Source organism: Sphingorhabdus sp., assembly GCF_023910635.1.
In the GTDB taxonomy this organism is placed as follows: domain Bacteria; phylum Pseudomonadota; class Alphaproteobacteria; order Sphingomonadales; family Sphingomonadaceae; genus Sphingorhabdus_B.
Genome location: NZ_JAAVVZ010000010.1, coordinates 65,585 through 85,628 on the forward strand (window position 1 = coordinate 65,585; position 20,044 = coordinate 85,628).

A 20,044-nucleotide genomic window follows, 5' to 3' on the forward strand; every position below is an offset into this window, starting at 1 on the left:
ACTGTATGTCGGGGGGCGATTTCAGCAACTATGACGTTCGCCGGGTCATGGCGGTGCTTCCGCACCGTTACCCCATGCTGTTGGTTGACCGCGTAGAAGAGCTTGTCGTTGACGAGCGTATATGCGCGGTCAAGGCCGTGACCATGAATGAAGGGTTTTTTCAGGGGCACTTCCCGGGAAGACCCATCATGCCGGGTGTTATGATTGTCGAGGCGCTGGCCCAAGCGGCGGGTGTGTTGGCGATGGAAAGCCTTGGGTTGATTGGATCGGACAAGCTTGTGTATTTCATGTCCATCGACAATGCCAAGTTCCGCGCGCCGGTTGAGCCGGGATGCCTTTTGCATTTGCATGTTGAATTTGTGCAGAAACGTGCCCGCGTTTGCAAATTTGCCGGGCGTGCCATGGTGGGCGACCAAATCGCTGCTGAGGCAGAATTTATGGCGATGATTGCCGAGCCGCCTGCTTAATGAGGCATAAGCGTAAATAGCACGGAGTTGTAAATCCGCTACACCCGCGTCCTGCAATATTTCCATGTTGCTATCGCGTCCGCTCCCCGCTATGCGCGGCGCTTCCGAATTTAGGGTTGCCGGTCGGAAACCGGTGACTGAACAAAGGATTTATATATGAAAGCCGACATTCACCCCGATTATCACATGATCAAGGTGCAGATGACCGATGGCACCATCTTCGAAACGCGCTCCACTTGGGGCAAGGAAGGTGACACCCTCGCTCTGGATATCGATCCGACGTCGCACCCGGCATGGACCGGTGGTTCGGGCCGTATGCTTGACACTGGTGGCCGCGTGGCCCAGTTTAACAAGCGTTTTGGTGGCCTCAGCCTCAAAAAATAAGATATTCCGTGTGCCGGGCGAAGGCTCGGCACACAACAAATTCAAGGTCTAAGCTTAGACCGAAAAACGGGATCGCGCCTGCCTCAGTGGCGCTATGGCGACCGTAGCTCAGTTGGTTAGAGCGCTGGTTTGTGGTACCAGAGGTCGGGGGTTCAAGACCCCTCGGTCGCCCCATTTCTTCCACGCCAAAATCTGTGTGACATTTGCCGTGCGTAATATTATTACGCGTGAACGTAATATGATTCCGAACGCCCAAGGGCGATTCTTCGCACAAGGAAATATATCATGCCCGCCATTTGGGACCTGCCTGATTTTGACTCGCACGAGGCGGTGCACGTCTTTGACGACCGTGTGACGGGGCTAAGGGCCGTTATCGCGGTGCATTCTACCCATTTGGGGCCCGCTGCGGGCGGAACCCGTTTTTGGCATTACGGCGATTCCCAGGCCGCGATTACAGATGCGCTGCGCCTGTCGCGCGGCATGAGCTACAAAAACGCGATGGCGGGGCTTTCTGCCGGCGGCGGCAAAGCAGTCATTCTTGCCAACGCAGCACGCACCAAAAAGCAGGATATGCTCGACGCATTTGCCCGCGCGGTGGATTCGCTCGGCGGGAAATATATCACGGCGCAGGATGTCGGCATGTCTGAAGCGGACATGGTGTCCTTGTCGAAGGTCACGTCGCATGTTGCCGGACTGCCGGAGCAAGGCGGCGATCCCGGCCCCTATACGGCGCGCGGTGTATATCTGGGCGTTCAGGCCGCGGCAAAGCATGCTTTTGGCACCGATAGCATGTCGGGCGTGCACGTCGCTATTCAGGGCGTTGGCAGTGTTGGCGGCGGTCTGGCGCGTTATCTTGCGGCACAAGGGGCAAAGCTGACATTGGCCGATGTCGATGCACAACGTGCCGCCGACCTGGCTGCGGAACTTGGCGGCACCAGCGTTGCTGCCGACGCGATCATGACCGTCGATGCAGATATCTTCAGCCCATGTGCTTTGGGGGCCATAGTTACGCAAGCCAGCGTGAACGCCTTAAAAGTTCGCGCGATTGCTGGCGGCGCGAACAACCAATTGGCCAGTGGTCGAGAGGACCGGATGTTGGCGGATAGGGGCATCCTCTACGCGCCGGACTATGTCATCAACGCAGGCGGCATTATCAATGTTTTACGCCAGATAGAAAATGCCGATGACGCGGAAATCAACAGGCGCATCGACGCCATTCCGGGGCGTCTTTCGGCCATCTGGTCCGAAAGTGATTCGACCGGGCTGACCCCTGCCGAAGTTGCAGACAATATGGCGCAAAAGCTTATTGGCAGATGATCGCAAATCCGTTGGCGTAACGCTTTTGCAGTGCTAAAGGCGCTGCTTAATCATGCATCGCTTTGCCAATCCTGCCCGATTCTTGCGTATCGCAAAGCCGCTCACCGCAGCATTATTCTGGCCAGGGCTACTGCTCGTGCTCGGCGCTTGCATTTGGGGTGTGTTTTTTACGCCAACAGAACGTTTGATGGGCGATACCGTCAAAATCCTTTTCGTCCATGTTCCCGCCGCTTGGCTGGGCATGGGGGGGTGGACGGGCATTGCGATTGCCAGCATCGTGCAATTGGTATGGCGACACCCGTTGGCGGGTGTTGCTGCCCGTGCCATCGCTGTTCCCGGAGCGACCTTTGCGGCGATCTGCCTTATCACGGGCTCCATCTGGGGACGGCCAACATGGGGCACCTGGTGGGTCTGGGATGGTCGATTGACGTCCATGCTGGTTTTATTCTTCCTGTATCTAGGATATATCGCGCTTTCCAACGCTTCAAGCGAGAAGGGCGACACGAGCCGTGTGGCGGCGGTCTTTGGCGTGATTGGCGCGGTCAACATTCCGATTATCAACCGTTCGGTAATCTGGTGGGAAAGCCAGCATCAAAAGGCGAGTATCACGCTGGGTGGTTCGTCGATTGATACGGCTTATCTGGTGCCTTTGTTTGTCGCCGTCGCGGGTTTCAGCCTGTTGTTCGGCGCGCTCGTCCTGATGCGGATGCGCGCAGCATTGGCGGAGATGCGGATTGAAGCGCGGATGCGCCGGATGGCGCAAGGCTAATGCCCCACGCGCCTTTCATCATCGCGTCATTCGCGGTCACGGGCGTCGGTATGATTTGGCTCATACTGTCCAGCTATCTTTCCATGCGTCGCGCCGAGGCTTTGGCAGATGCATTTCGGGAACAGGCATGAAACCCAAGCATCAGCGTTTGTTATTGGCCCTGATTGCTGTGGTGGCATTGGTGGCCGCTGGCCTGATCGCGGCTTCCGCCTTGCGCGAAGAGGCGTCCTATTTCTACACGCCCACAACCTTGGCCGCCGCTAATGTCGCGCCTGGAAAAGCCATAAGGCTTGGCGGCATGGTGCAGAAGGGTTCCATTGTCCGCGCCGCCGATGGCGTTTCCATAACGTTCATCGTGCAGGACCAAAGCGGCACGCAAATGGTCGCCTATCGTGGCATCACGCCCGACTTGTTCGTGGAAGGATCGGGCGTTGTCGCCGATGGTCGTCTTCGCCCCGACCGCATATTCGTCGCCGAAAGCTTGCTGGCCAAGCATGATGAAAATTACGTGCCGAAGGAATTGGCCGACATCGACATGAATGCGGCTGAACATACCAAGGATACCCTCTCGCAATGACGGCGCTGGCATAATGAAGGCTTTGACATGATAGCAGAGGCAGGATTGGCGGCGCTTTGGCTTGCGGCGGCGATGGCGTTGCTGCAGTTTATTGGCGGACTGACCTTGTTACGTAGCGGGGCAGGGCAATTGATCCCGCTTATTAAGCCAGCGGCTTATATGCAGGGGGCATTATGCGCTTTTGCCTTTTTCGCGTTGATGTGGCTGTTTTATGTGACCGATCTGTCGGTGCTTTTGGTCGCAAGCAACAGCCATATCGACAAGCCGATGATCTTCAAGCTGGCGGGCACATGGGGCAATCACGAAGGCTCGATGCTTTTGTGGGTAGCAGTGCTGTCCGCATCGGGCGCAGCTATCGCGCTATTGGAAAAACGGGTTGAAGCGAAGACTTTGTATGCGACACTTGCGGTCCAAGCTTTCATTGCGCTGGGTTTCTTTGCATTTCTGTTGTTTGCATCAAACCCGTTTGAACGGCTTGTGCCCGCGCCTTTGGAAGGCGCAGGGCTTAACCCATTGCTTCAGGATGTTGGCCTCGCCTTTCATCCGCCAACTTTGTATATTGGCTATGTAGGCCTTTCGGTTGCCTTCTCCTTTGCTCTTGGCGCATTGTTGACCAACCAGGTCGGACCAGCATTTGCACGCGCCATGCGACCATGGGTTTTGGCCGCTTGGATTTTCCTCACCATCGGCATCGCGGCGGGCAGCTATTGGGCTTATTATGAATTGGGCTGGGGTGGTTGGTGGTTTTGGGACCCCGTTGAGAATGCTTCGCTGTTGCCATGGCTCGCGGCCACGGCCTTGCTGCATTCGGTCAGCGTATTGGCCACCCGTAACGCGCTTCGCGCATGGACCATCATGCTTGCACTGGTCGCTTTTGCCATGTCGATGGCAGGCACGTTCCTCGTGCGGTCGGGGATATTGACCAGCGTTCATGCCTTTGCCGTTGATCCTGAACGCGGCGCGTTCATTCTGGCGCTCATGCTGATGTACACTGGCCTTGCTTTCGTTATTTTTGCCCTGCGCATCGGGACGGTGAAGCAAGGTGAGCCGTTTCAGCTTATCAGCCGCGAAGGCGGTATCGTCGCGAATAATATCTTCCTCAGCGTCATTCTGGCGGTCGTTTTGATTGGCACGCTATATCCGCTGGCGGCAGAAGCCATGGGCGACAAGATTTCGGTCGGGCCGCCATATTTCAACAAGGCCACGGTGCCCATCATGGTGCTGTTGATGCTCGCTTTGCTGATTGGTCCCATGTTGCGCTGGCGGCGGGACGACATCATGCGGATCAAATATTGGCTGATCGGCGCGGCCGCGATCCTGTTGTGCAGCGGGATCGCCGTTTGGAAGCTCGCACCTGATATTGGCATATTCCCGCTGCTTGGTATCGCCTTGTCCTTGGCTCTTGCGGTGGCGGCGTGGTTGCCGCTGCGGGGGCGCAAATTGCTGCGCACGCCTTTGCCCGTTTTCGGGATGGTCATCGCCCATTTCGGCATAGCGGTCAGCGTCTTTGGCATGGCGGCGGAATCCGGGTTTTCGAAAGAAACCCTCACCGCGCTTGCGCCGGGTGAAAGCGCTGAAGTGTCTGGCTGGAAAGTTACGTTGGGCGACATTAAACCGGTTGTTGGTGACAATTGGGTCGCGGTTGAAGGCGAAATGGTCGCGGGTAAAAATGGCGATACATTTGTGCTGCGTCCGCAGTCGCGGCAGTTTTTCAAGCCCGAAATGCAGACGAGCGAGGCGGCATTGCTGACCCGCTGGAATGGTCAATTATACGCCGTAATCGCGCAGCCGGACCAAGAAGGTGATGGCCGTTGGCAAGTTCGTCTTTGGTGGAAGCCATTTGTGACGTTCATCTGGTATGGCGGCGTCCTGATTGCCCTTGGTGGCACGATATCGCTGTTTGGCCGTATGTTCCGGCGCGCCAAGAAGCCTGCTATCAATAAGTGGGAACGCGCATGAACCGGCCATGGCTGTTATGGATACCGCTTGCGGTCGTCGCCTTCATTGGTGGGCTTGCGATCTATGGCCTTGCGGTGCCCAAGGACGACCAAGTCCATTCGGCAATGATCGGCAAAAAACTGCCCGAATTTGCCTTGCCCGCTGCAACGGCGGGCGTTCCAGCCTTGTCCAATACAGACATGGCCGATGGCAAGCCGCGTTTGCTTAATATTTTTGCAAGCTGGTGCCTGCCTTGCAAGGCAGAGGCACCGCATCTGGAGGCATTGAAGTCGGCGGGTGTCGAGATTGACGCCATCGCCATTCGTGACAAGCCGGAGGATGTGGCTGCCTTTCTTGCAGAGTTTGGCAATCCGTTCCGGCGCATTGGTTCGGACAGCGAATTGGCGGTGCAGCTAAAGCTTGGGTCGTCCGGCGTTCCCGAAACCTATGTGATCGGCGGCGACGGTACGATATTGTTTCAGCATATTGGCGATATCAGGGCGGAACATGTGCCGATGCTGATTGAAAAAGTGAATGCAGCGAAATGAGAACGTTCGTGCCGCTTTTGCTGATGCTCGCCGCGCCTGTTTGGGCGCAAGGTAGCGGCCCAACGCCCGCGCTGGCCAACCGGCAGCTCGCCGATCCCGCACAGGAGGCGCAAGCCATGCGCCTGATGCACGGCCTGCGCTGCATTCAATGCCAGGGCCAATCTATTGCCGACAGCGACGCCGATATGGCCGGCACCATGCGCGCAGAGGTGCGTCAACAAATCGCCGCTGGTCAGAAACCACACGCCATTCGAAGCTGGATGATTGACCGCTACGGTGAATGGGTCAGTTTTGAACCCGATATGAAGGGGGCAGGACTTTTGCTCTGGATCGCGCCCTTCTTGATATTCTTTGCCGCAATTTGGCTTGCCCGCGGGTTGTTTCGGAGGCGCACATGAACGGTTGGCTTGCACTCGCGTTGTTATCGCTCCTCAGCCTATCAGTGTTGGGTTATTGCGTGCGGTCGTCAAAGGGGTTGTGGCAGGTTGCTGCGGCAGCGGTTCTGTTGGCAATGACCGGCTATGCGCTGCAGGGACGTCCGTCGTTACCGCCAGCGCCAGCACAGCCTCTGGCGGCCAGTGCAGAGGGCGCAACGCAGTTGGTCGAGATCCGTGCGGATATGGACGAAAGCTTTGGCAGTGCGAAACGTTGGCTCGTGACGGCGGATTCCTTTGCCAAGCAGGGTGATTATCCTTTGTCTGCCTCTTATATCCAGTCAGGCTTACGCACTGAGCCGCAAAATGCCGATTTATGGTCCGCACTTGGCCTGCAATTGATGCTGGCCAGTGAGGGACAAATGTCGCCGCCCGCAGTATTGGCGTTCGATAAAGCGCGGGCAATTCGGCCTAAACATCCTGCGCCTTATTATTTTGCGGGACTTGCGCGATTGTTTGCAGGCGACCTTGATGGAGCGGTTTTACTCTGGGAAAAAACTGTTTCACTGGCGACACCGAAAGCCAAATGGAAAACGCGGATTGAGTCGCAACTGCAGGCGGCAAAGGCCCTACAAGCGCAAGCGACACAAGCAGAATCAAATATCACTTCCAAGTAATTGATTATCAAATATTTTTATAGTTTTTGAACGCAGCATTGCTGTGTTGTGAAGGGCAGTGCTCCATGCTATTGCCCGCGCCCCAGTCACGGGAAACGTGGCGTTTGGGGCGAAAGCCGGGGAAGCAATATGGTTGGACCGCAAGCAGACGATTTTGGTCATAGTGACCAGGATCACAGTCACAGCCATGCCCCAAAAGGCTCGCTGCTGGCTTTATGCGTGGGCACTGTTGGCGTTGTCTTCGGCGATATCGGCACCAGCCCGATTTATGCGTTCCGTGAAACCTTTGCCGGGCACCACCCGATAACGCCCGACCCGTTGCACATCAAAGGCGTGTTGAGCCTCGTGTTCTGGTCAATGATGATCGTCGTGACGTTCAAATATGTATTCACCATCATGAAAGCCGACAACAAGGGCGAGGGCGGAAGCCTTGCCTTGTTGGCGCTCATCAACCGACAGACGGCTGGCGCGAAATGGACTGCGCCTTTTGTCATGCTCGGGGTATTTGCAACTGCGCTATTTTATGGCGATTCCATGATCACGCCTGCCATGTCGATTTTGTCGGCGGCCGAAGGCCTGAAATATGTGAACGAAGGCTTTAGCGCATGGATATTGCCAATCGCTGTTGTCATCATCGGCGCACTATTTGCATTCCAATCACGCGGGACGGCGAAGGTGGGGGCTTGGTTTGGGCCAATCATGCTGGTCTATTTCGCGACATTGGCAGGCTTGGGTCTGATGCATTTGACTAAGATGCCGTCGATCATATTAGACGTTTTGAACCCGATGAATGCGTTCTATTTTTTCTATATTGACGGTTTTCGGGCCTTTGTCGCGATGGGCACTGTTGTGCTGGCTGTGACGGGTGCGGAGGCGCTGTATGCCGATATGGGGCATTTCGGTCGGCGGCCCATCAAGTTTAGTTGGCTGTTCTTCGTGCTGCCCGCGCTGATGCTCAATTACATGGGGCAGGGGGCAATGATATTGTCGATGAGCCCTGAAGAGGCACAGGCCGCCATTCGTGATCCATTCTTCCTGATGGTGCCGGAGCTGATAAGCACCCCTGTCATTTTCCTCACCATCATGGCGGCCGTTATCGCCAGCCAAGCCGTTATTTCCGGCGCGTTTTCACTGACGCAGCAGGCAATCCAGTTGGGCTTCATGCCACGCCTCAGCATATTACACACCAGTGAGAAAGCCGCTGGGCAGATTTACATTCCGGCGATTAACTGGGGCCTTGCGGTGATGGTTTTGTTGCTGGTGCTATTTTTCCGGTCATCGTCCAACCTTGCCGCAGCTTATGGTATTGCGGTGACGGGCGCGATGTTCATCGACACATGTTTGATCGCGGTCGTCCTGCTGTCGCTGTGGAAATGGCCAAAGTGGAAAGCGCTGCCGATCCTCGCTTTGTTCTTCATCGTCGACTTTGCCTATTTGGGCGCCAATTTGTTAAAGGTTCCATCGGGCGGATGGGTGCCTTTGGTAATTGGTTTGGTGATTTTCACATTGTTGACCACATGGTCACGCGGGCGGGCATTGATGCGCGAGCGCATGGCGGAAAGCACCATGCCGATGGACATTTTTATCAAATCCGCCGCCAATAGTGCGACCCGCGTTCCGGGGACGGCGATATTTATGGCGTCGGCAGCGAGCGGCGTTCCTTCGGCTTTGCTCCATAACATCAAGCACAACCGCATCTTGCATGAACGTGTCATCATCCTGACCGTGCAGATTGAGGATGTGCCTTATGTTATTAGCTCTGACCGTATAATCTGTAAGGATTTGGGTGAAGGTTTTTACCGCGTAAAAATGCGCTTTGGCTTTTTGGAAGAGACGAATGTGCCAGCCACCCTCGACTTAGTTGATTTGTGCGGTCCCAAATTTGACATGATGCACACCAGCTTTTTCCTGTCGCGTCAGACATTGATCGCATCCAAAATACCCGGCATGGCGATCTGGCGGGAAAAGATTTTCTCCTGGATGCTGCGCAATGCGGCCAATGCAATGGAGTTTTTCAAATTGCCAAGCAATCGCGTGGTTGAACTGGGAAGCCAGGTTGAAATCTGACGCGCCCTAGTTTTCGCAATTAAACAACCCCAACGCATTTTAAGACTGGACGAATGTTGCTCGATATGGCTAACGCGGACATGTTATGAAATCGCGCAACGTGCCTTCGCTTCTCCTACTACGACTTACACGCCCTTAGGCGTGCCTGTTTTGCCGACCATGTTCGGCAACCCGCCTAAGGGCTTTACCACCGCCAAATTTAGCCCTTAGCTGGGCGTCTCAGCGAAGTTGCCATATATCATGATGCTTTCCGACCCATCGCGTAAATACCGACCCTTCCCCCAAATTGATCTGCCCGACCGCATATGGCCGACGCGGACCATCGACCGCGCGCCGCGCTGGCTTTCCACTGACCTGCGCGATGGAAACCAAGCGCTCATTGACCCCATGGGGGCAGAGAAGAAGAAACGCTTTTTCGACCTGCTGCTGAAGGTCGGCGTAAAAGAGATTGAGGTTGGCTTCCCAAGTTCGGGTGCCACCGATTTCGATTTTATTCGCGATCTCGTCGACAGCGGACGCATTCCCGATGACGTTACGATACAAAGCCTGACGCAGTCACGGCGTGACCTGATTGAAAAAACGTTTGAGAGCATGGCCGGCGCGCCGCGGGCAATTGTCCATCTCTACAATGCGGTCAGCCCTGCGTGGCGCGATATTGTCTTTAACCTCGACAAAGCGGGCGTGAAGGCGATTGCTATCGAAGGCGCAAGCATATTGAAAGAGCAAGCGGCGAAATATCCGCAAACCGATTGGCATTTTGAATATAGCCCCGAAACATTCTCCACGGCTGAGCTCGAATTCAGCCTTGAGGTGTGCGAGGCGGTGATGGACGTGTTGCAACCCACGGCGGCAAAGCCACTGATCCTCAATTTGCCAGCGACGATTGAGGCCGCCATGCCCAATGTCTATGCCGATCAAATTGAATGGATGTGCCGCCATATCAGCGCGCGCGACCATGTAGTCATCAGCCTGCATCCGCACAACGACCGGGGCAGCGGCATCGCAGCCGCCGAATTGGGCTTGCTGGCAGGCGGAGACCGCATCGAAGGGTGTTTGTTTGGCAATGGCGAGCGCACCGGCAATGTCGATTTGGTGACGCTGGCGCTGAACATGTATACCCAAGGGCTGAACCCCGGCCTCGATTTCAGCGATATTGATGAAGTTATCCAAACGGTTGAATACTGCAACCAATTGCCTGTACACCCGCGGCATCCCTATGCCGGCGAATTGGTATTCACCGCCTTTTCAGGGTCGCATCAAGACGCGATTAAAAAAGGGTTCGCGGCGCAAGAACGGCAGAATGACGAAATCTGGCGCGTGCCCTATTTGCCGATTGATCCCGCCGATTTGGGCCGCAGTTATGAAGCCGTGATCCGCGTGAATTCGCAAAGCGGCAAGGGCGGCGTGGCTTGGGTGATCGAGCAGGACCAAGGTTTGAAGCTGCCCAAACGGATGCAGGTGAATTTTTCGACCACGGTGCAAACATTGTCCGACACGACCGGGCGCGAACTGACCAGCAGTGACATTTGGGAGGCGTTTGAAAAACGTTATTATCTAAAGGGTGATGGCCGGTTCCGGTTAATCGATTTCCACGAAACCCAAAGCCAGCGGCAAAAGGACGAGCGCATATTTGCGGGTAATATCCGCATAGATGGCGTTGAACAAAGCGTCAGCGGACGGGGCAACGGCTTGATTTCCAGCCTTGCCAACGCATTGGAGCACGCGCTGGGTGGGCGGCTGGACATCATCGACTATAGCGAACACGCCATTGGCCATGGCACCGATGCCCGCGCCGCCGCTTATGTCGAATGCCGCGTTGGCGACGGTCCGATTATATTTGGCGTCGGTATAAGTCAGGACGTGGCCACAGCGTCCGTCAGAGCCATTCTAAGCGCTGCTAACGGGGCTTAGGTTATATTGAGGGTGCGCACGGCGATTAGGTCGTGGTGCCCCTCTGGCGACGTTACCCTACGGAACGGCCTCTTCAAAAAGGTGGATTTGACAGCCACGACCCGCTGTGGCTAACCCGTATTTAACCAATATATTAACAAGGGATTCGACGCATGGCACTTCCGGCAATTTTCGATAATCTTCGACTTCCAGTGATCGGCTCACCGCTGTTCATCGTGTCCGGGCCGGAACTGGTCATCGCGCAGTGTAAGGCGGGGGTTGTCGGGTCGTTTCCGGCGCTGAATGCGCGCCCTGCAAGCCAGTTGGACGAATGGCTGCATCAGATTACCGAAGAGCTGGCGGCACATAACCGCGACAATCCTGATCGTCCTGCCGCGCCTTATGCGGTGAATCAGATTGTCCATAAATCCAACAACCGGCTGCAGGAAGATATTGCCGTGTGCGCCAAATGGCAGGTGCCCATTACCATTACCTCGCTGGGCGCGCAGGAGGAATTGAACAAAGCCGTGCATAGCTGGGGCGGGATTGCCTTCCATGACGTCATCAACGACCGTTTCGCGCATAAGGCGATTGAAAAGGGCGCCGACGGCCTCATTCCCGTTGCGGCGGGTGCTGGCGGCCATGCGGGCGTGACGTCGCCCTTTGCGTTGATGCGCGAAATCCGCGAATGGTTTGACGGGCCTGTCGCTCTGTCCGGTTCTATCGCGCATGGTGCCTCCGTCCTCGCGGCGCAGGCCATGGGCGCAGACTTTGGCTATATCGGCAGCGCGTTCATCGCAACCAAGGAAGCCAATGCCGTAGACGGTTATAAGGAAGATATCGTGGACGCGAAGGCCGCCGACATTGTCTATTCCGACCTGTTCACGGGCGTCAGCGGAAACTATCTGCGCCAATCGATTGAGCGCGCCGGTATGGACCCGAACAACCTGCCCAAGGGCGATATTTCGACGATGAACTTCGGTTCCGGCGGCAATAGCGAAGCCAAGGCGTGGAAAGATATTTGGGGATCAGGCCAAGGTATTGGCGCGATCAAAGAAGTCCAAACCGTCGCGCAATTCGTGGATCAGCTTGAGGCCGAATATCGCGCGGCAAAAGCGAGCCTTGATGCGCGCTATTTGGGGTAAGCGCGCTTCGGTGATAAACTCTGTCATCGTCGCGCATGCGGGGATACATGGCCTGCGGTAGACGTGTAAACCGACGGGTCAGACCATGGACCCCCGATCAAGTCGGGGGTGACAATATAACAGACGTGCGTCTCCTTTTGCGAGGACCGCGTTGATATCTGGTTCAAACCACAATAGCGCTCGTTGAATGGCGCAAACCAAAGAAATTTTTATCACGCAAAGCCGCAAAGACACAAAGAAGAAGATTTTCCTTATCTTCTTCTCTTTGCGCCTTTGCGGCTTTGCGGCTTTGCGTGAGAATATTTAGACCTTAGCTGGCCTTTTCAAACGCGACGCTGATGTCCAGCGTTACCTCATCCGAAATCATCGGAACGGCATAGCTTATGCCGAATGCGCTGCGTTTGATGACGGCGGTGGCGTGAAAGCCGACGGTGGCTTTCTTGTTGAACGGGTTATTGCCGGCCCCTGAAAATGTGGCGTCCAGAACGACTGGCTTGGTGACGCCGTTCAGCGTGAGGTCGCCGGTGATTTTGGCGGTGGTGCCGGATACCACGACGCGGGTTGAAACGAATTTGGCATCGGTTGGGGCAGGGCCAAAAAAGTCGGCCTTGCCGCCGTCCTTGCCCGCGCGCAGCAGATGCCCCGTCAGGCCAGCACTGGCGGTCGTGACCTTGCCGACGGGAATAGTGATATCCACCTTGGCGGCATTCGGGTTGGCGGGGTCAAGTATCAGCGTTCCGGTCGCATCGCCGAAAATGCCGAAATAATCGTTGAAACCAAAATGGCTAACGCGCCAGCCGATCAATGTATGGCCGGGGTCGGTGTTGTAGGTTCCCGCGGTAACGCGGGCGACGTCCATTGTTCCGGGCACTTGCGGGGCGCTTTGCGCGATCAAAGGCACCGCAAACAGAAGGGGAAGGGCACATAAAAGCTTACGCATGAGTCTGCTCCTGACATCAAAAAAGGGAGGCATCAGTGTCGATGCCTCCCCCAAATGAGTCAAGTCGGGAAAAAGAGATTAGTTCTTCGCCTGATCCACCAATTTATTCTTTGCAATCCATGGCATCATCGCGCGCAGCTTTGCGCCCGTTTCCTCAATTGGATGCGCTGCCGCTGCCTTGCGTGCGGCCTTCAATTCTGGCTGACCAGCGCGGTTATCGAGCACGAAATTCTTGACGAAACGCCCCGATTGAATGTCCGCCAGAACCCGCTTCATTTCCGCCTTGGTTTCGTCGGTGATGATCCGGGGACCCGTGGTGATGTCCCCATATTCTGCGGTATTCGAAATCGAATAGCGCATGTTGGCAATGCCGCCTTCATACAGAAGGTCGACGATCAGCTTGGTTTCATGCAAGCATTCGAAATAGGCCATTTCTGGTGCATAGCCCGCCTCGGTCAGTGTCTCGAAACCGGCCTGGATAAGGTGCGTGATACCGCCGCACAACACGGCCTGTTCACCGAACAAATCGGTTTCGCATTCTTCGCGGAAGTTGGTTTCGATGATACCGCTGCGTCCGCCGCCGACGCCGCTTGCATACGCAAGCGCGATGTCATGGGCATTGCCGCTTGAGTCTTGCGCAACTGCGATCAGGCACGGCACGCCGCCACCCTTTTGATATTCGCTGCGCACGGTGTGGCCGGGGCCCTTGGGTGCGATCATGATAACGTCAATGTCGGCGCGCGGCTCAATCAGGCCGAAATGGATATTGAGGCCATGAGCAAAGGCCAAAGCCGCGCCGGGTTTCATGTTTGCATGCAGATCATCGGCGTAAATTGCGGCCTGATGTTCATCGGGTGCCAACACCATAAGGATATCCGCCCAAGCCGCAGCGTCGGCATTGGCCAAAACCTTGAACCCAGCCGCTTCCGCCTTTTTAGCGGTCGCCGATCCCGCACGCAGGGCGATAGCGACATCCGCCACGCCGCTGTCACGCAGATTTTGCGCATGGGCATGGCCCTGGCTACCATAGCCTACAATCGCGACCTTTTTGTCTTTGATAAGGCCCAAGTCGCAATCGGCGTCATAATATACTTTCATTCTTCCGTCCTTCTTCGTTGCCGTCACCCTGAACGTGTTTCAGGGTCTTACTTTCAACGGCGTATTTTCAAAACCCTGGAACGCAGTGCCCGTTGTTCAAGCGCGTTCAGGATGACGATATCTTAGTTAACTGACCCCGGCACCCCGCATCAGGCCAACAATCCCGGTCCGGCCAACTTCGACCAGCCCGACTTCGCGCATTAACGTTACAAACGTGTCGATCTTTTCAGGGCCACCCGTGATTTCAAAAATGAAGCTGTTGATCGTGGCGTCGATGACGCGCGCGCGGTAAATATCGGCAAGGCGCATGGCCTCAACGCGTTGATCGCCCGCGCCGCTGACTTTGACCAATGCAAGTTCCCGCTCGACATGCGGCCCAGCTTCGGTGAGGTCAGTGACTTTGTGCACGGGAATAAGGCGTTCGCATTGCGCGATGATCTGGTCGATCACGGGGGGCGGGCCTTTGGTGACGATGGTTATCCGGCTTGTTGCATGGTCTTCGCTGATATCAGCCACAGTAAGGCTGTCGATATTATACCCGCGCGAGGTAAACATGCCGGCGATCCGCGCCAGCGTGCCCGCTTCATTATCGACGGTGAGCGTCAGCACATGCCGTTCGGTAAGTTCTTGCTTGATATGCATTATACGAGCGCCTTTGCTTCGTCATCCATGGTGCCCGAAACCTGATCCGCGTGCAGGATCATGTCCGTATGCGCTGCGCCCGATGGGATCATCGGGAAACAGTTTGACGTTTTGTGCACACGGCAATCGAACATCACTGGCCCGTCATGCGCCAGCATCTCGGCGATGGCATCATCAAGCTTGGCCGGGTCAGCGCAACGAATGCCTTTCCAGCCATAAGCTTCGGCCAGCGCGACGAAATCGGGCAGGCTGTCCGAATAGCTTTCGGAATAGCGGCTTTCATAGGTCAGCTCTTGCCATTGGCGCACCATGCCCATCCATTCATTGTTGAGGATGAAGACCTTCACCGGCAAGCGATATTGTGTTGCGGTTGCCATCTCTTGAATGTTCATCTGGATCGATGCCTCACCGGCGATGTCGATCACAAGCGCGTCAGGATGACCCATTTGCGCGCCAATTGCGGCAGGCAGTCCATAGCCCATGGTGCCAAGCCCGCCGCTGGTCAGCCACTTGTTCGGCGCATCAAAGTGGAAATGCTGTGCCGCCCACATTTGATGCTGGCCAACTTCGGTCGTAATAATCGGGGCTTTGTCCTTGGTGGCTGCAAACAGGCGTTGTATCGCATATTGCGGCATGATTTCCTGCGTGCTGCCGGGGTAGCTTAGGCAGTCAACGGCGCGCCAACCCGTGATGCGTGACCACCATTCGGTCAGCGGCTGTTTTTTGGTTTTCCGGCCTTTCCATACATCGATCATCTGACGCATGGCCGTGCCAACGTCAGCGACGATAGGCAGGTCAACGCGCACGGTCTTGTTCATCGAACTGCGGTCGATATCGACATGGATTTTGACGCTGTCGGGTGAAAAGGCGTCCAAGCGGCCCGTTACGCGGTCGTCAAAGCGCGCGCCGAGGCAGACCATGACATCGCATTGGTTCATGGCCATATTGGCCTCATATGTGCCGTGCATGCCCAACATACCCAACCAGGCGTCACCGGAGGCGGGATATGCGCCAAGGCCCATGAGGGTGGATGTGACGGGCGCTCCGGTCAATTCCGCTAACTCTCGCAGCGCTTCGCTGGCGGCAGGGCCTGAATTGATGATGCCGCCGCCCGTGTACAGTATCGGCGCCTTGGCGTTAGCAATCAATTCGACCGCGCGGTTGATTTCCGCATAGTCAGCCTCACCCGCATAGGTAAAGCGCGACCGGGTAGGGCGCTTCACATCGGTTGCAGCCTTCGCGACCTGCACATTTTTTGGAATGTCGATGACAACCGGACCGGGACGTCCTTTGGTGGCGATGGCAAAAGCCTCCCGCACGACCGTTGCGAGTTCGGCAGGGTCTTTCACCAAATAATTATGTTTTGAACAATGGCGCGTAATGCCAACGGTATCGGCCTCCTGAAAGGCATCGGTACCGATTAAATTAGTCGCAACCTGTCCCGTCAGGACGACCAAAGGAATGGAATCCAGAAATGCATCGGCAATACCGGTAACGGCATTGGTGGCGCCGGGGCCGGATGTGACTAGCACAACGCCGGGCTTGCCCGTTGCGCGCGCATAACCCTCTGCCGCATGCGCGGCGCCCGCCTCATGCCGGACGAGGACATGTTTAATCTTCTTCTGCTGAAATAAAGCATCGTAAATGGGCAATACTGCACCACCGGGATAACCGAATATGGTGTCTACGCCCTGTTCAATCAGGGTATCAATCAAAATTTCTGCGCCGGATTTTTCGGGCACTGGACAGTCCTTATGAGTTAAGCCGCTTTCCTATGTTGCACTGCAATAGGGTAAGCAAGAGCGCGCTAGCTAATAATTAGAAAATGACTTGTCAAATACATTCATTGAAATATTATTTCAAATTTATCTATGTTTGAATCATTTATTATTGCGTTTACACGCTGCCAATCCGCTGGGGCCTGATTGCGAAACCAAGTATACTGCCGTTTTGCATATTGCCTGGTGGCGATCTGGCCTAGCTTGATCGCTTCCGCCCGCGAAATCGTGCCTTTAAGATAGGCCGAAATCTCGGGCACGCCGATGGCGCGCATTACGGGCGCATCTTGCGGCAGATTGCGGGCAAGCAACGCCTCCACTTCATCAATTGCACCACGCTCCATCATCCCTTCAAAGCGTGTGTCGCAGCGGTCGTATAGCCAATCGCGCGGGGGTAAGAGCAACAAAGGCCGCAAACAGATGTCTGCGGATATCCCCCCTGTCTTGGTTGCGCGCCATGCCAATATGCTGCGTCCGGTGCTTTGCACGACCTCAAGCGCCCGGGTGATGCGGCTGACATCCGTGGGGGCCAAGGTTGCGGCAACGGACGCATCATATATTTGCAGCGCGACATAGGCCTGATCCACTGGCATTGCGCGTATTGTGGCGCGCAATTCAGGGTCGACCTCCGGAATGGGCGCAATGCCGTCAAGCAAGGTGCGGATATATAGGCCACTACCGCCAACCAATATCGGGGTTACGCCTCTCGCATGGGCCTGGGCAATAATGTGCTTTGCATCCGTTGCCCAGCGCGCGGCAGAGCAATGTGTGATGCCGTCGATATAACCAAACAGATGGTGCGGAACACTGCGTTGTTCATCGGCTGTGGGCTGGGCGCTTAATATGGGGAGATCAGAATATACTTGCGCGCTGTCGGCGTTGATTATCTCGAAATTGCCGGATCGGGCCAGATGCAGCGCGAATGCCGTCTTGCCGCTTGCCGTCGGACCCGCAATAAGCGCGACCATATTTTGAGGATTCGATATGCCCATTTGCACTCTGATAGCAGCAGACAGTCTGGAAAGCGGCAACTTTTCCGAGGCCAAGGATCGATTGGCCGAAGCTGGCTGTATCCCCAATGCTTTTGACTGGCTGGCAAAGGGCAAGGCCGTGGACATATCGTTTGCAGGCGACTTAGCGGATGCACGCACGGCCCTCGCGGGGCTTGAGGACCGTTGCGACATAGCATTGCAGCACGAGGGCAATCGCCGCAAAATGTTGTTGGTGTCCGATATGGACAGCACCATGATCACGGTCGAATGCATTGACGAGCTAGCCGATTATGCCGGCATTAAGCCTCAGATCGCCGCGATTACCGAACGTGCCATGGCAGGTGAACTCGATTTTGCCGACGCGTTAAAGGCTCGGGTCGCTCTGCTGGCGGGACTGAATGAGAATGTCCTTGCGCAGTGCCTACGCGAACGTGTGCAGCCAATGCCGGGGGCCGAAATCCTCGTGCGTACGATGACCGGATGGGGCGCGCATGCGGTGCTCGTGTCGGGCGGGTTTACGAGCTTTACGGGCCCTGTGGCTGATATGCTGGGCTTTCATGCGGTGCATGCCAACCTTTTGGAGATTAAAGACGGGCGACTGACCGGCGCATTGGCGGCTGATATCGTCGATGCGTCTACTAAGCGGGCAGTCCTGCAATCTGCCGCCGAAATGCGTGGGATCGATTTGGCTACTACGCTAGCGGTTGGTGATGGCGCGAATGACTTGCCGATGATCGCTGCGGCGGTGTCCGGCGGTGGCCTTGGTGTGGGCTATCATCCGCGCCCGCAATTGGCGCAAGCGGCGAACTTTTCCGTGCGGCATAACAATCTGACAGCGTTGCTGTTTGCGCAGGGTGTTAAGCCCCACGAATGGGCGGGCTGAATTTAAGAAACAAATTGAGTGTCGCTCGGTTGATGTTATGCTGCGCCCGCACACCCAGACTCAGGAGAAGAATATGCGCAAGTTACTGCCGATTATCATCATTCCGATCCTCGCCAGTTGCTCTACCCTGCAATCGGCAAAGACGGCTGAGGTGTCCGAAGTACTGACGGCTGACCTCGCCCGTGCCGACGGCAGCTGGGCCGGCGTTGCGACCATATCACAGCGGAGCGATGGCGTATTTTTAAGCCTATCGGCGCAAGCACCTGCCGCCGGGACATATGGCATGCATCTGCATGCTGTTGGTAAATGCCAAGCACCCGACTTCACCAGCGCGGGGCCGCACTGGAACCCCGGTATGAAGCAGCATGGCCATGACAACCCCATGGGCGCGCACGATGGCGATTTGCCAAATGTGGTTGCGGGCGCGGATCTGAAAATCACGCTGGAGTATAAGTTAAAGGATATTACGCTGTCAGGGCCGAACGGACTGTTGGATGCCGACGGCGGCGCGCTTGTCATTCACGAGAAAGCCGATGATTATAAAACCGACCCAAGCGGCAATAGCGGGAAGCGGATTATTTGTGGCGTATTTAGGCCGTGAACGCATAAATATCACCTTCGCGGTTCGAGGCCATACTGTTCAGTGCAAGGCGGTAAGCGCAGGACTTAGTGGTTCTAAGTCCAAGCTTGCCAACGTGGCAATGGACAGTATGGGTCAAATCCGAAGGACGTCAAAATGGCTTCGATCTCGAAAGAAAATGCCCTTGCAGGCAGAATAACTGCCTGCGGCGGACGTTTTCCTTCGATATCTTTGCCATTTCGACGCCGCGAAGGTGATATTTATGTGTTCACGGCCTCAATCCGGCAACCGTAGCTGAGTTTAAACCTTATCAGCGTATAATAGGCATCCTGGGGCCACACGCTCCAGTATCTCTCTGATGTCATCTTTGGCAAAGGCGAAACAGCCTTGGCTGCGGCCAATCTTGCCTTGGTCGTGAATAAGCGACTGGTTCACATACCAAGCAGGGTGAATGACGATCGCGCGGGCCTCGGCTTGGTCATTTTGCGGGTCAAGCCCGATTAACCGGCGGGATTCGCCATATTGACCGATATACGTATCGCCAACAAGGTAACTGCCCGCCGAGGTAGCTTCCGACCCATGCACGTTGGAGAAATGCTGCACCCAGCCGCTATGGCTTGGGTCCGAACCCTTGCCATGGGCGACCAGGAACGTGTCGGATTTACCGCTGCGCAGATCAACTAGGTAAAAGCGTGGGTCGCGCGAAGCCTTGGAAAAGTCAGCTATGGCAAGTAAATCATGGTTGCGGATGCGCGCCTTATGCGCGGCCAACGCTGCCTTTGCGCGGCCAAGCAATAAAGGCGATGGCCCGCCCGTTCCGGTGCCCGTTCCGGTGCCCGTGCCGGGCCGAAATACGATGTCGGCCGCCTTTGACGGGACCGTGAGCAGGCTCGCGCCTAAAACTGCGGAATGAATGAATTGCCTGCGACCTATTTCCATTCCCTTCAGATAAAGACCAATCCTTTACATAAACAGGCC

At 55.9% G+C, this 20,044-nt stretch carries 21 protein-coding genes and 1 tRNA gene; 16 read left to right on the top strand and 6 right to left on the bottom strand.

Annotated features, from left to right (window positions below; translation table 11 throughout):
• Positions 1 to 5 precede the first annotated feature (5 nt).
• From fabZ to HEQ34_RS07975, 14 genes are all read left to right on the top strand, one after another.
• Positions 6 to 467, top strand: coding sequence for a 3-hydroxyacyl-ACP dehydratase FabZ (fabZ, locus tag HEQ34_RS07910; protein ID WP_296199446.1), 462 nt, complete (start codon positions 6 to 8; stop codon positions 465 to 467).
• Positions 468 to 623: 156 nt separating this feature from the next.
• The gene (gene rpmE / locus HEQ34_RS07915) at positions 624 to 851 is read left to right on the top strand and encodes a 50S ribosomal protein L31 (protein ID WP_295443769.1); all 228 of its coding nucleotides are present in this window, start codon (positions 624 to 626) and stop codon (positions 849 to 851) included.
• Between the two features lie 97 nt (positions 852 to 948).
• Positions 949 to 1,025: transfer RNA gene (locus HEQ34_RS07920), tRNA-His, on the top strand.
• 111 nt (positions 1,026 to 1,136) lie between these two features.
• Positions 1,137 to 2,168 carry an amino acid dehydrogenase gene (locus HEQ34_RS07925; protein ID WP_296199447.1) on the top strand — a complete coding sequence of 344 codons (1,032 nt, stop codon included), beginning with the start codon at positions 1,137 to 1,139 and terminating at the stop codon, positions 2,166 to 2,168.
• Positions 2,169 to 2,220: 52 nt separating this feature from the next.
• Positions 2,221 to 2,937 carry a heme ABC transporter permease CcmC gene (gene ccmC, locus HEQ34_RS07930; RefSeq protein WP_296199449.1) on the top strand — a complete coding sequence of 239 codons (717 nt, stop codon included), beginning with the start codon at positions 2,221 to 2,223 and terminating at the stop codon, positions 2,935 to 2,937.
• Positions 2,937 to 3,068, top strand: a complete 132-nt coding sequence (ccmD, locus tag HEQ34_RS07935) for a heme exporter protein CcmD (RefSeq protein ID WP_296199452.1) — start codon at positions 2,937 to 2,939, stop codon at positions 3,066 to 3,068. The genes ccmC and ccmD overlap by 1 nt, the downstream gene beginning before the upstream one ends.
• The gene (ccmE, locus tag HEQ34_RS07940; protein WP_296199454.1) at positions 3,065 to 3,514 is read left to right on the top strand and encodes a cytochrome c maturation protein CcmE; all 450 of its coding nucleotides are present in this window, start codon (positions 3,065 to 3,067) and stop codon (positions 3,512 to 3,514) included. Before ccmD ends, ccmE begins: the two co-directional genes overlap by 4 nt.
• Positions 3,515 to 3,541: 27 nt before the next feature.
• Positions 3,542 to 5,473, top strand: coding sequence for a heme lyase CcmF/NrfE family subunit (locus HEQ34_RS07945; RefSeq protein WP_296199456.1), 1,932 nt, complete (start codon positions 3,542 to 3,544; stop codon positions 5,471 to 5,473).
• Positions 5,470 to 6,000 (top strand): DsbE family thiol:disulfide interchange protein, encoded by a 531-nt coding sequence (locus HEQ34_RS07950; RefSeq protein WP_296199459.1) that lies wholly within the window; start codon positions 5,470 to 5,472, stop codon positions 5,998 to 6,000. Before HEQ34_RS07945 ends, HEQ34_RS07950 begins: the two co-directional genes overlap by 4 nt.
• Positions 5,997 to 6,398 (top strand): cytochrome c-type biogenesis protein, encoded by a 402-nt coding sequence (locus tag HEQ34_RS07955; protein WP_296199461.1) that lies wholly within the window; start codon positions 5,997 to 5,999, stop codon positions 6,396 to 6,398. Before HEQ34_RS07950 ends, HEQ34_RS07955 begins: the two co-directional genes overlap by 4 nt.
• Entirely contained in the window at positions 6,395 to 7,051 is a 657-nt protein-coding gene (locus HEQ34_RS07960; RefSeq protein WP_296199463.1) for a hypothetical protein, read from the top strand. The genes HEQ34_RS07955 and HEQ34_RS07960 overlap by 4 nt, the downstream gene beginning before the upstream one ends.
• A 129-nt stretch (positions 7,052 to 7,180) precedes the next feature.
• Entirely contained in the window at positions 7,181 to 9,118 is a 1,938-nt protein-coding gene (locus tag HEQ34_RS07965) for a potassium transporter Kup (RefSeq protein ID WP_296199465.1), read from the top strand.
• A gap of 240 nt (positions 9,119 to 9,358) precedes the next feature.
• The gene (gene leuA / locus HEQ34_RS07970; protein WP_296199467.1) at positions 9,359 to 11,029 is read left to right on the top strand and encodes a 2-isopropylmalate synthase; all 1,671 of its coding nucleotides are present in this window, start codon (positions 9,359 to 9,361) and stop codon (positions 11,027 to 11,029) included.
• A 152-nt stretch (positions 11,030 to 11,181) separates the two neighbouring features.
• Positions 11,182 to 12,153, top strand: coding sequence for a nitronate monooxygenase family protein (locus HEQ34_RS07975; RefSeq protein WP_296199469.1), 972 nt, complete (start codon positions 11,182 to 11,184; stop codon positions 12,151 to 12,153).
• A gap of 310 nt (positions 12,154 to 12,463) precedes the next feature.
• Here HEQ34_RS07975 and HEQ34_RS07980 read toward each other — a convergent pair whose 3' ends face one another.
• From HEQ34_RS07980 to miaA, 5 genes are all read right to left on the bottom strand, one after another.
• Positions 12,464 to 13,093: a YceI family protein gene (locus HEQ34_RS07980; protein WP_296199471.1), complete on the bottom strand. Its 630-nt coding sequence runs from the start codon at positions 13,091 to 13,093 to the stop codon at positions 12,464 to 12,466.
• A gap of 78 nt (positions 13,094 to 13,171) precedes the next feature.
• Positions 13,172 to 14,191 (bottom strand): ketol-acid reductoisomerase, encoded by a 1,020-nt coding sequence (gene ilvC, locus HEQ34_RS07985; RefSeq protein ID WP_296199472.1) that lies wholly within the window; start codon positions 14,189 to 14,191, stop codon positions 13,172 to 13,174.
• Between the two features lie 126 nt (positions 14,192 to 14,317).
• Positions 14,318 to 14,833 (bottom strand): acetolactate synthase small subunit, encoded by a 516-nt coding sequence (ilvN, locus tag HEQ34_RS07990; protein ID WP_296199474.1) that lies wholly within the window; start codon positions 14,831 to 14,833, stop codon positions 14,318 to 14,320.
• A complete protein-coding gene (locus HEQ34_RS07995) occupies positions 14,833 to 16,575 on the bottom strand; it encodes an acetolactate synthase 3 large subunit (RefSeq protein ID WP_296199475.1) in 1,743 nt (580 codons plus the stop codon). The genes ilvN and HEQ34_RS07995 overlap by 1 nt, the downstream gene beginning before the upstream one ends.
• Positions 16,576 to 16,676: 101 nt before the next feature.
• Positions 16,677 to 17,579 (bottom strand): tRNA (adenosine(37)-N6)-dimethylallyltransferase MiaA, encoded by a 903-nt coding sequence (gene miaA / locus HEQ34_RS08000; protein WP_296199477.1) that lies wholly within the window; start codon positions 17,577 to 17,579, stop codon positions 16,677 to 16,679.
• A 16-nt stretch (positions 17,580 to 17,595) separates the two neighbouring features.
• Here miaA and serB point away from each other — a divergent pair, with 16 nt between their 5' ends.
• Both serB and HEQ34_RS08010 read left to right on the top strand, forming a co-directional pair.
• A complete protein-coding gene (gene serB, locus HEQ34_RS08005) occupies positions 17,596 to 18,486 on the top strand; it encodes a phosphoserine phosphatase SerB (RefSeq protein ID WP_296199478.1) in 891 nt (296 codons plus the stop codon).
• Between the two features lie 73 nt (positions 18,487 to 18,559).
• Positions 18,560 to 19,087 (top strand): superoxide dismutase family protein, encoded by a 528-nt coding sequence (locus tag HEQ34_RS08010; protein ID WP_296199480.1) that lies wholly within the window; start codon positions 18,560 to 18,562, stop codon positions 19,085 to 19,087.
• 279 nt (positions 19,088 to 19,366) lie between these two features.
• Here HEQ34_RS08010 and HEQ34_RS08015 read toward each other — a convergent pair whose 3' ends face one another.
• A complete protein-coding gene (locus tag HEQ34_RS08015; RefSeq protein WP_296199482.1) occupies positions 19,367 to 20,005 on the bottom strand; it encodes a murein L,D-transpeptidase catalytic domain family protein in 639 nt (212 codons plus the stop codon).
• Positions 20,006 to 20,044 lie beyond the last annotated feature (39 nt).

Bases quoted from the DNA above. Each gene is read 5' to 3' on its own strand.
- fabZ (WP_296199446.1), top strand. From the start codon at position 6: ATGTCGGGGGGCGATTTCAGCAACTATGACGTTCGCCGGGTCATGGCG.
- rpmE (WP_295443769.1), top strand. From the start codon at position 624: ATGAAAGCCGACATTCACCCCGATTATCACATGATCAAGGTGCAGATG.
- HEQ34_RS07925 (WP_296199447.1), top strand. From the start codon at position 1,137: ATGCCCGCCATTTGGGACCTGCCTGATTTTGACTCGCACGAGGCGGTG.
- ccmC (WP_296199449.1), top strand. From the start codon at position 2,221: ATGCATCGCTTTGCCAATCCTGCCCGATTCTTGCGTATCGCAAAGCCG.
- ccmD (WP_296199452.1), top strand. From the start codon at position 2,937: ATGCCCCACGCGCCTTTCATCATCGCGTCATTCGCGGTCACGGGCGTC.
- ccmE (WP_296199454.1), top strand. From the start codon at position 3,065: ATGAAACCCAAGCATCAGCGTTTGTTATTGGCCCTGATTGCTGTGGTG.
- HEQ34_RS07945 (WP_296199456.1), top strand. From the start codon at position 3,542: ATGATAGCAGAGGCAGGATTGGCGGCGCTTTGGCTTGCGGCGGCGATG.
- HEQ34_RS07950 (WP_296199459.1), top strand. From the start codon at position 5,470: ATGAACCGGCCATGGCTGTTATGGATACCGCTTGCGGTCGTCGCCTTC.
- HEQ34_RS07955 (WP_296199461.1), top strand. From the start codon at position 5,997: ATGAGAACGTTCGTGCCGCTTTTGCTGATGCTCGCCGCGCCTGTTTGG.
- HEQ34_RS07960 (WP_296199463.1), top strand. From the start codon at position 6,395: ATGAACGGTTGGCTTGCACTCGCGTTGTTATCGCTCCTCAGCCTATCA.
- HEQ34_RS07965 (WP_296199465.1), top strand. From the start codon at position 7,181: ATGGTTGGACCGCAAGCAGACGATTTTGGTCATAGTGACCAGGATCAC.
- leuA (WP_296199467.1), top strand. From the start codon at position 9,359: ATGATGCTTTCCGACCCATCGCGTAAATACCGACCCTTCCCCCAAATT.
- HEQ34_RS07975 (WP_296199469.1), top strand. From the start codon at position 11,182: ATGGCACTTCCGGCAATTTTCGATAATCTTCGACTTCCAGTGATCGGC.
- HEQ34_RS07980 (WP_296199471.1), bottom strand. From the start codon at position 13,093: ATGCGTAAGCTTTTATGTGCCCTTCCCCTTCTGTTTGCGGTGCCTTTG.
- ilvC (WP_296199472.1), bottom strand. From the start codon at position 14,191: ATGAAAGTATATTATGACGCCGATTGCGACTTGGGCCTTATCAAAGAC.
- ilvN (WP_296199474.1), bottom strand. From the start codon at position 14,833: ATGCATATCAAGCAAGAACTTACCGAACGGCATGTGCTGACGCTCACC.
- miaA (WP_296199477.1), bottom strand. From the start codon at position 17,579: ATGGTCGCGCTTATTGCGGGTCCGACGGCAAGCGGCAAGACGGCATTC.
- serB (WP_296199478.1), top strand. From the start codon at position 17,596: ATGCCCATTTGCACTCTGATAGCAGCAGACAGTCTGGAAAGCGGCAAC.
- HEQ34_RS08010 (WP_296199480.1), top strand. From the start codon at position 18,560: ATGCGCAAGTTACTGCCGATTATCATCATTCCGATCCTCGCCAGTTGC.
- HEQ34_RS08015 (WP_296199482.1), bottom strand. From the start codon at position 20,005: ATGGAAATAGGTCGCAGGCAATTCATTCATTCCGCAGTTTTAGGCGCG.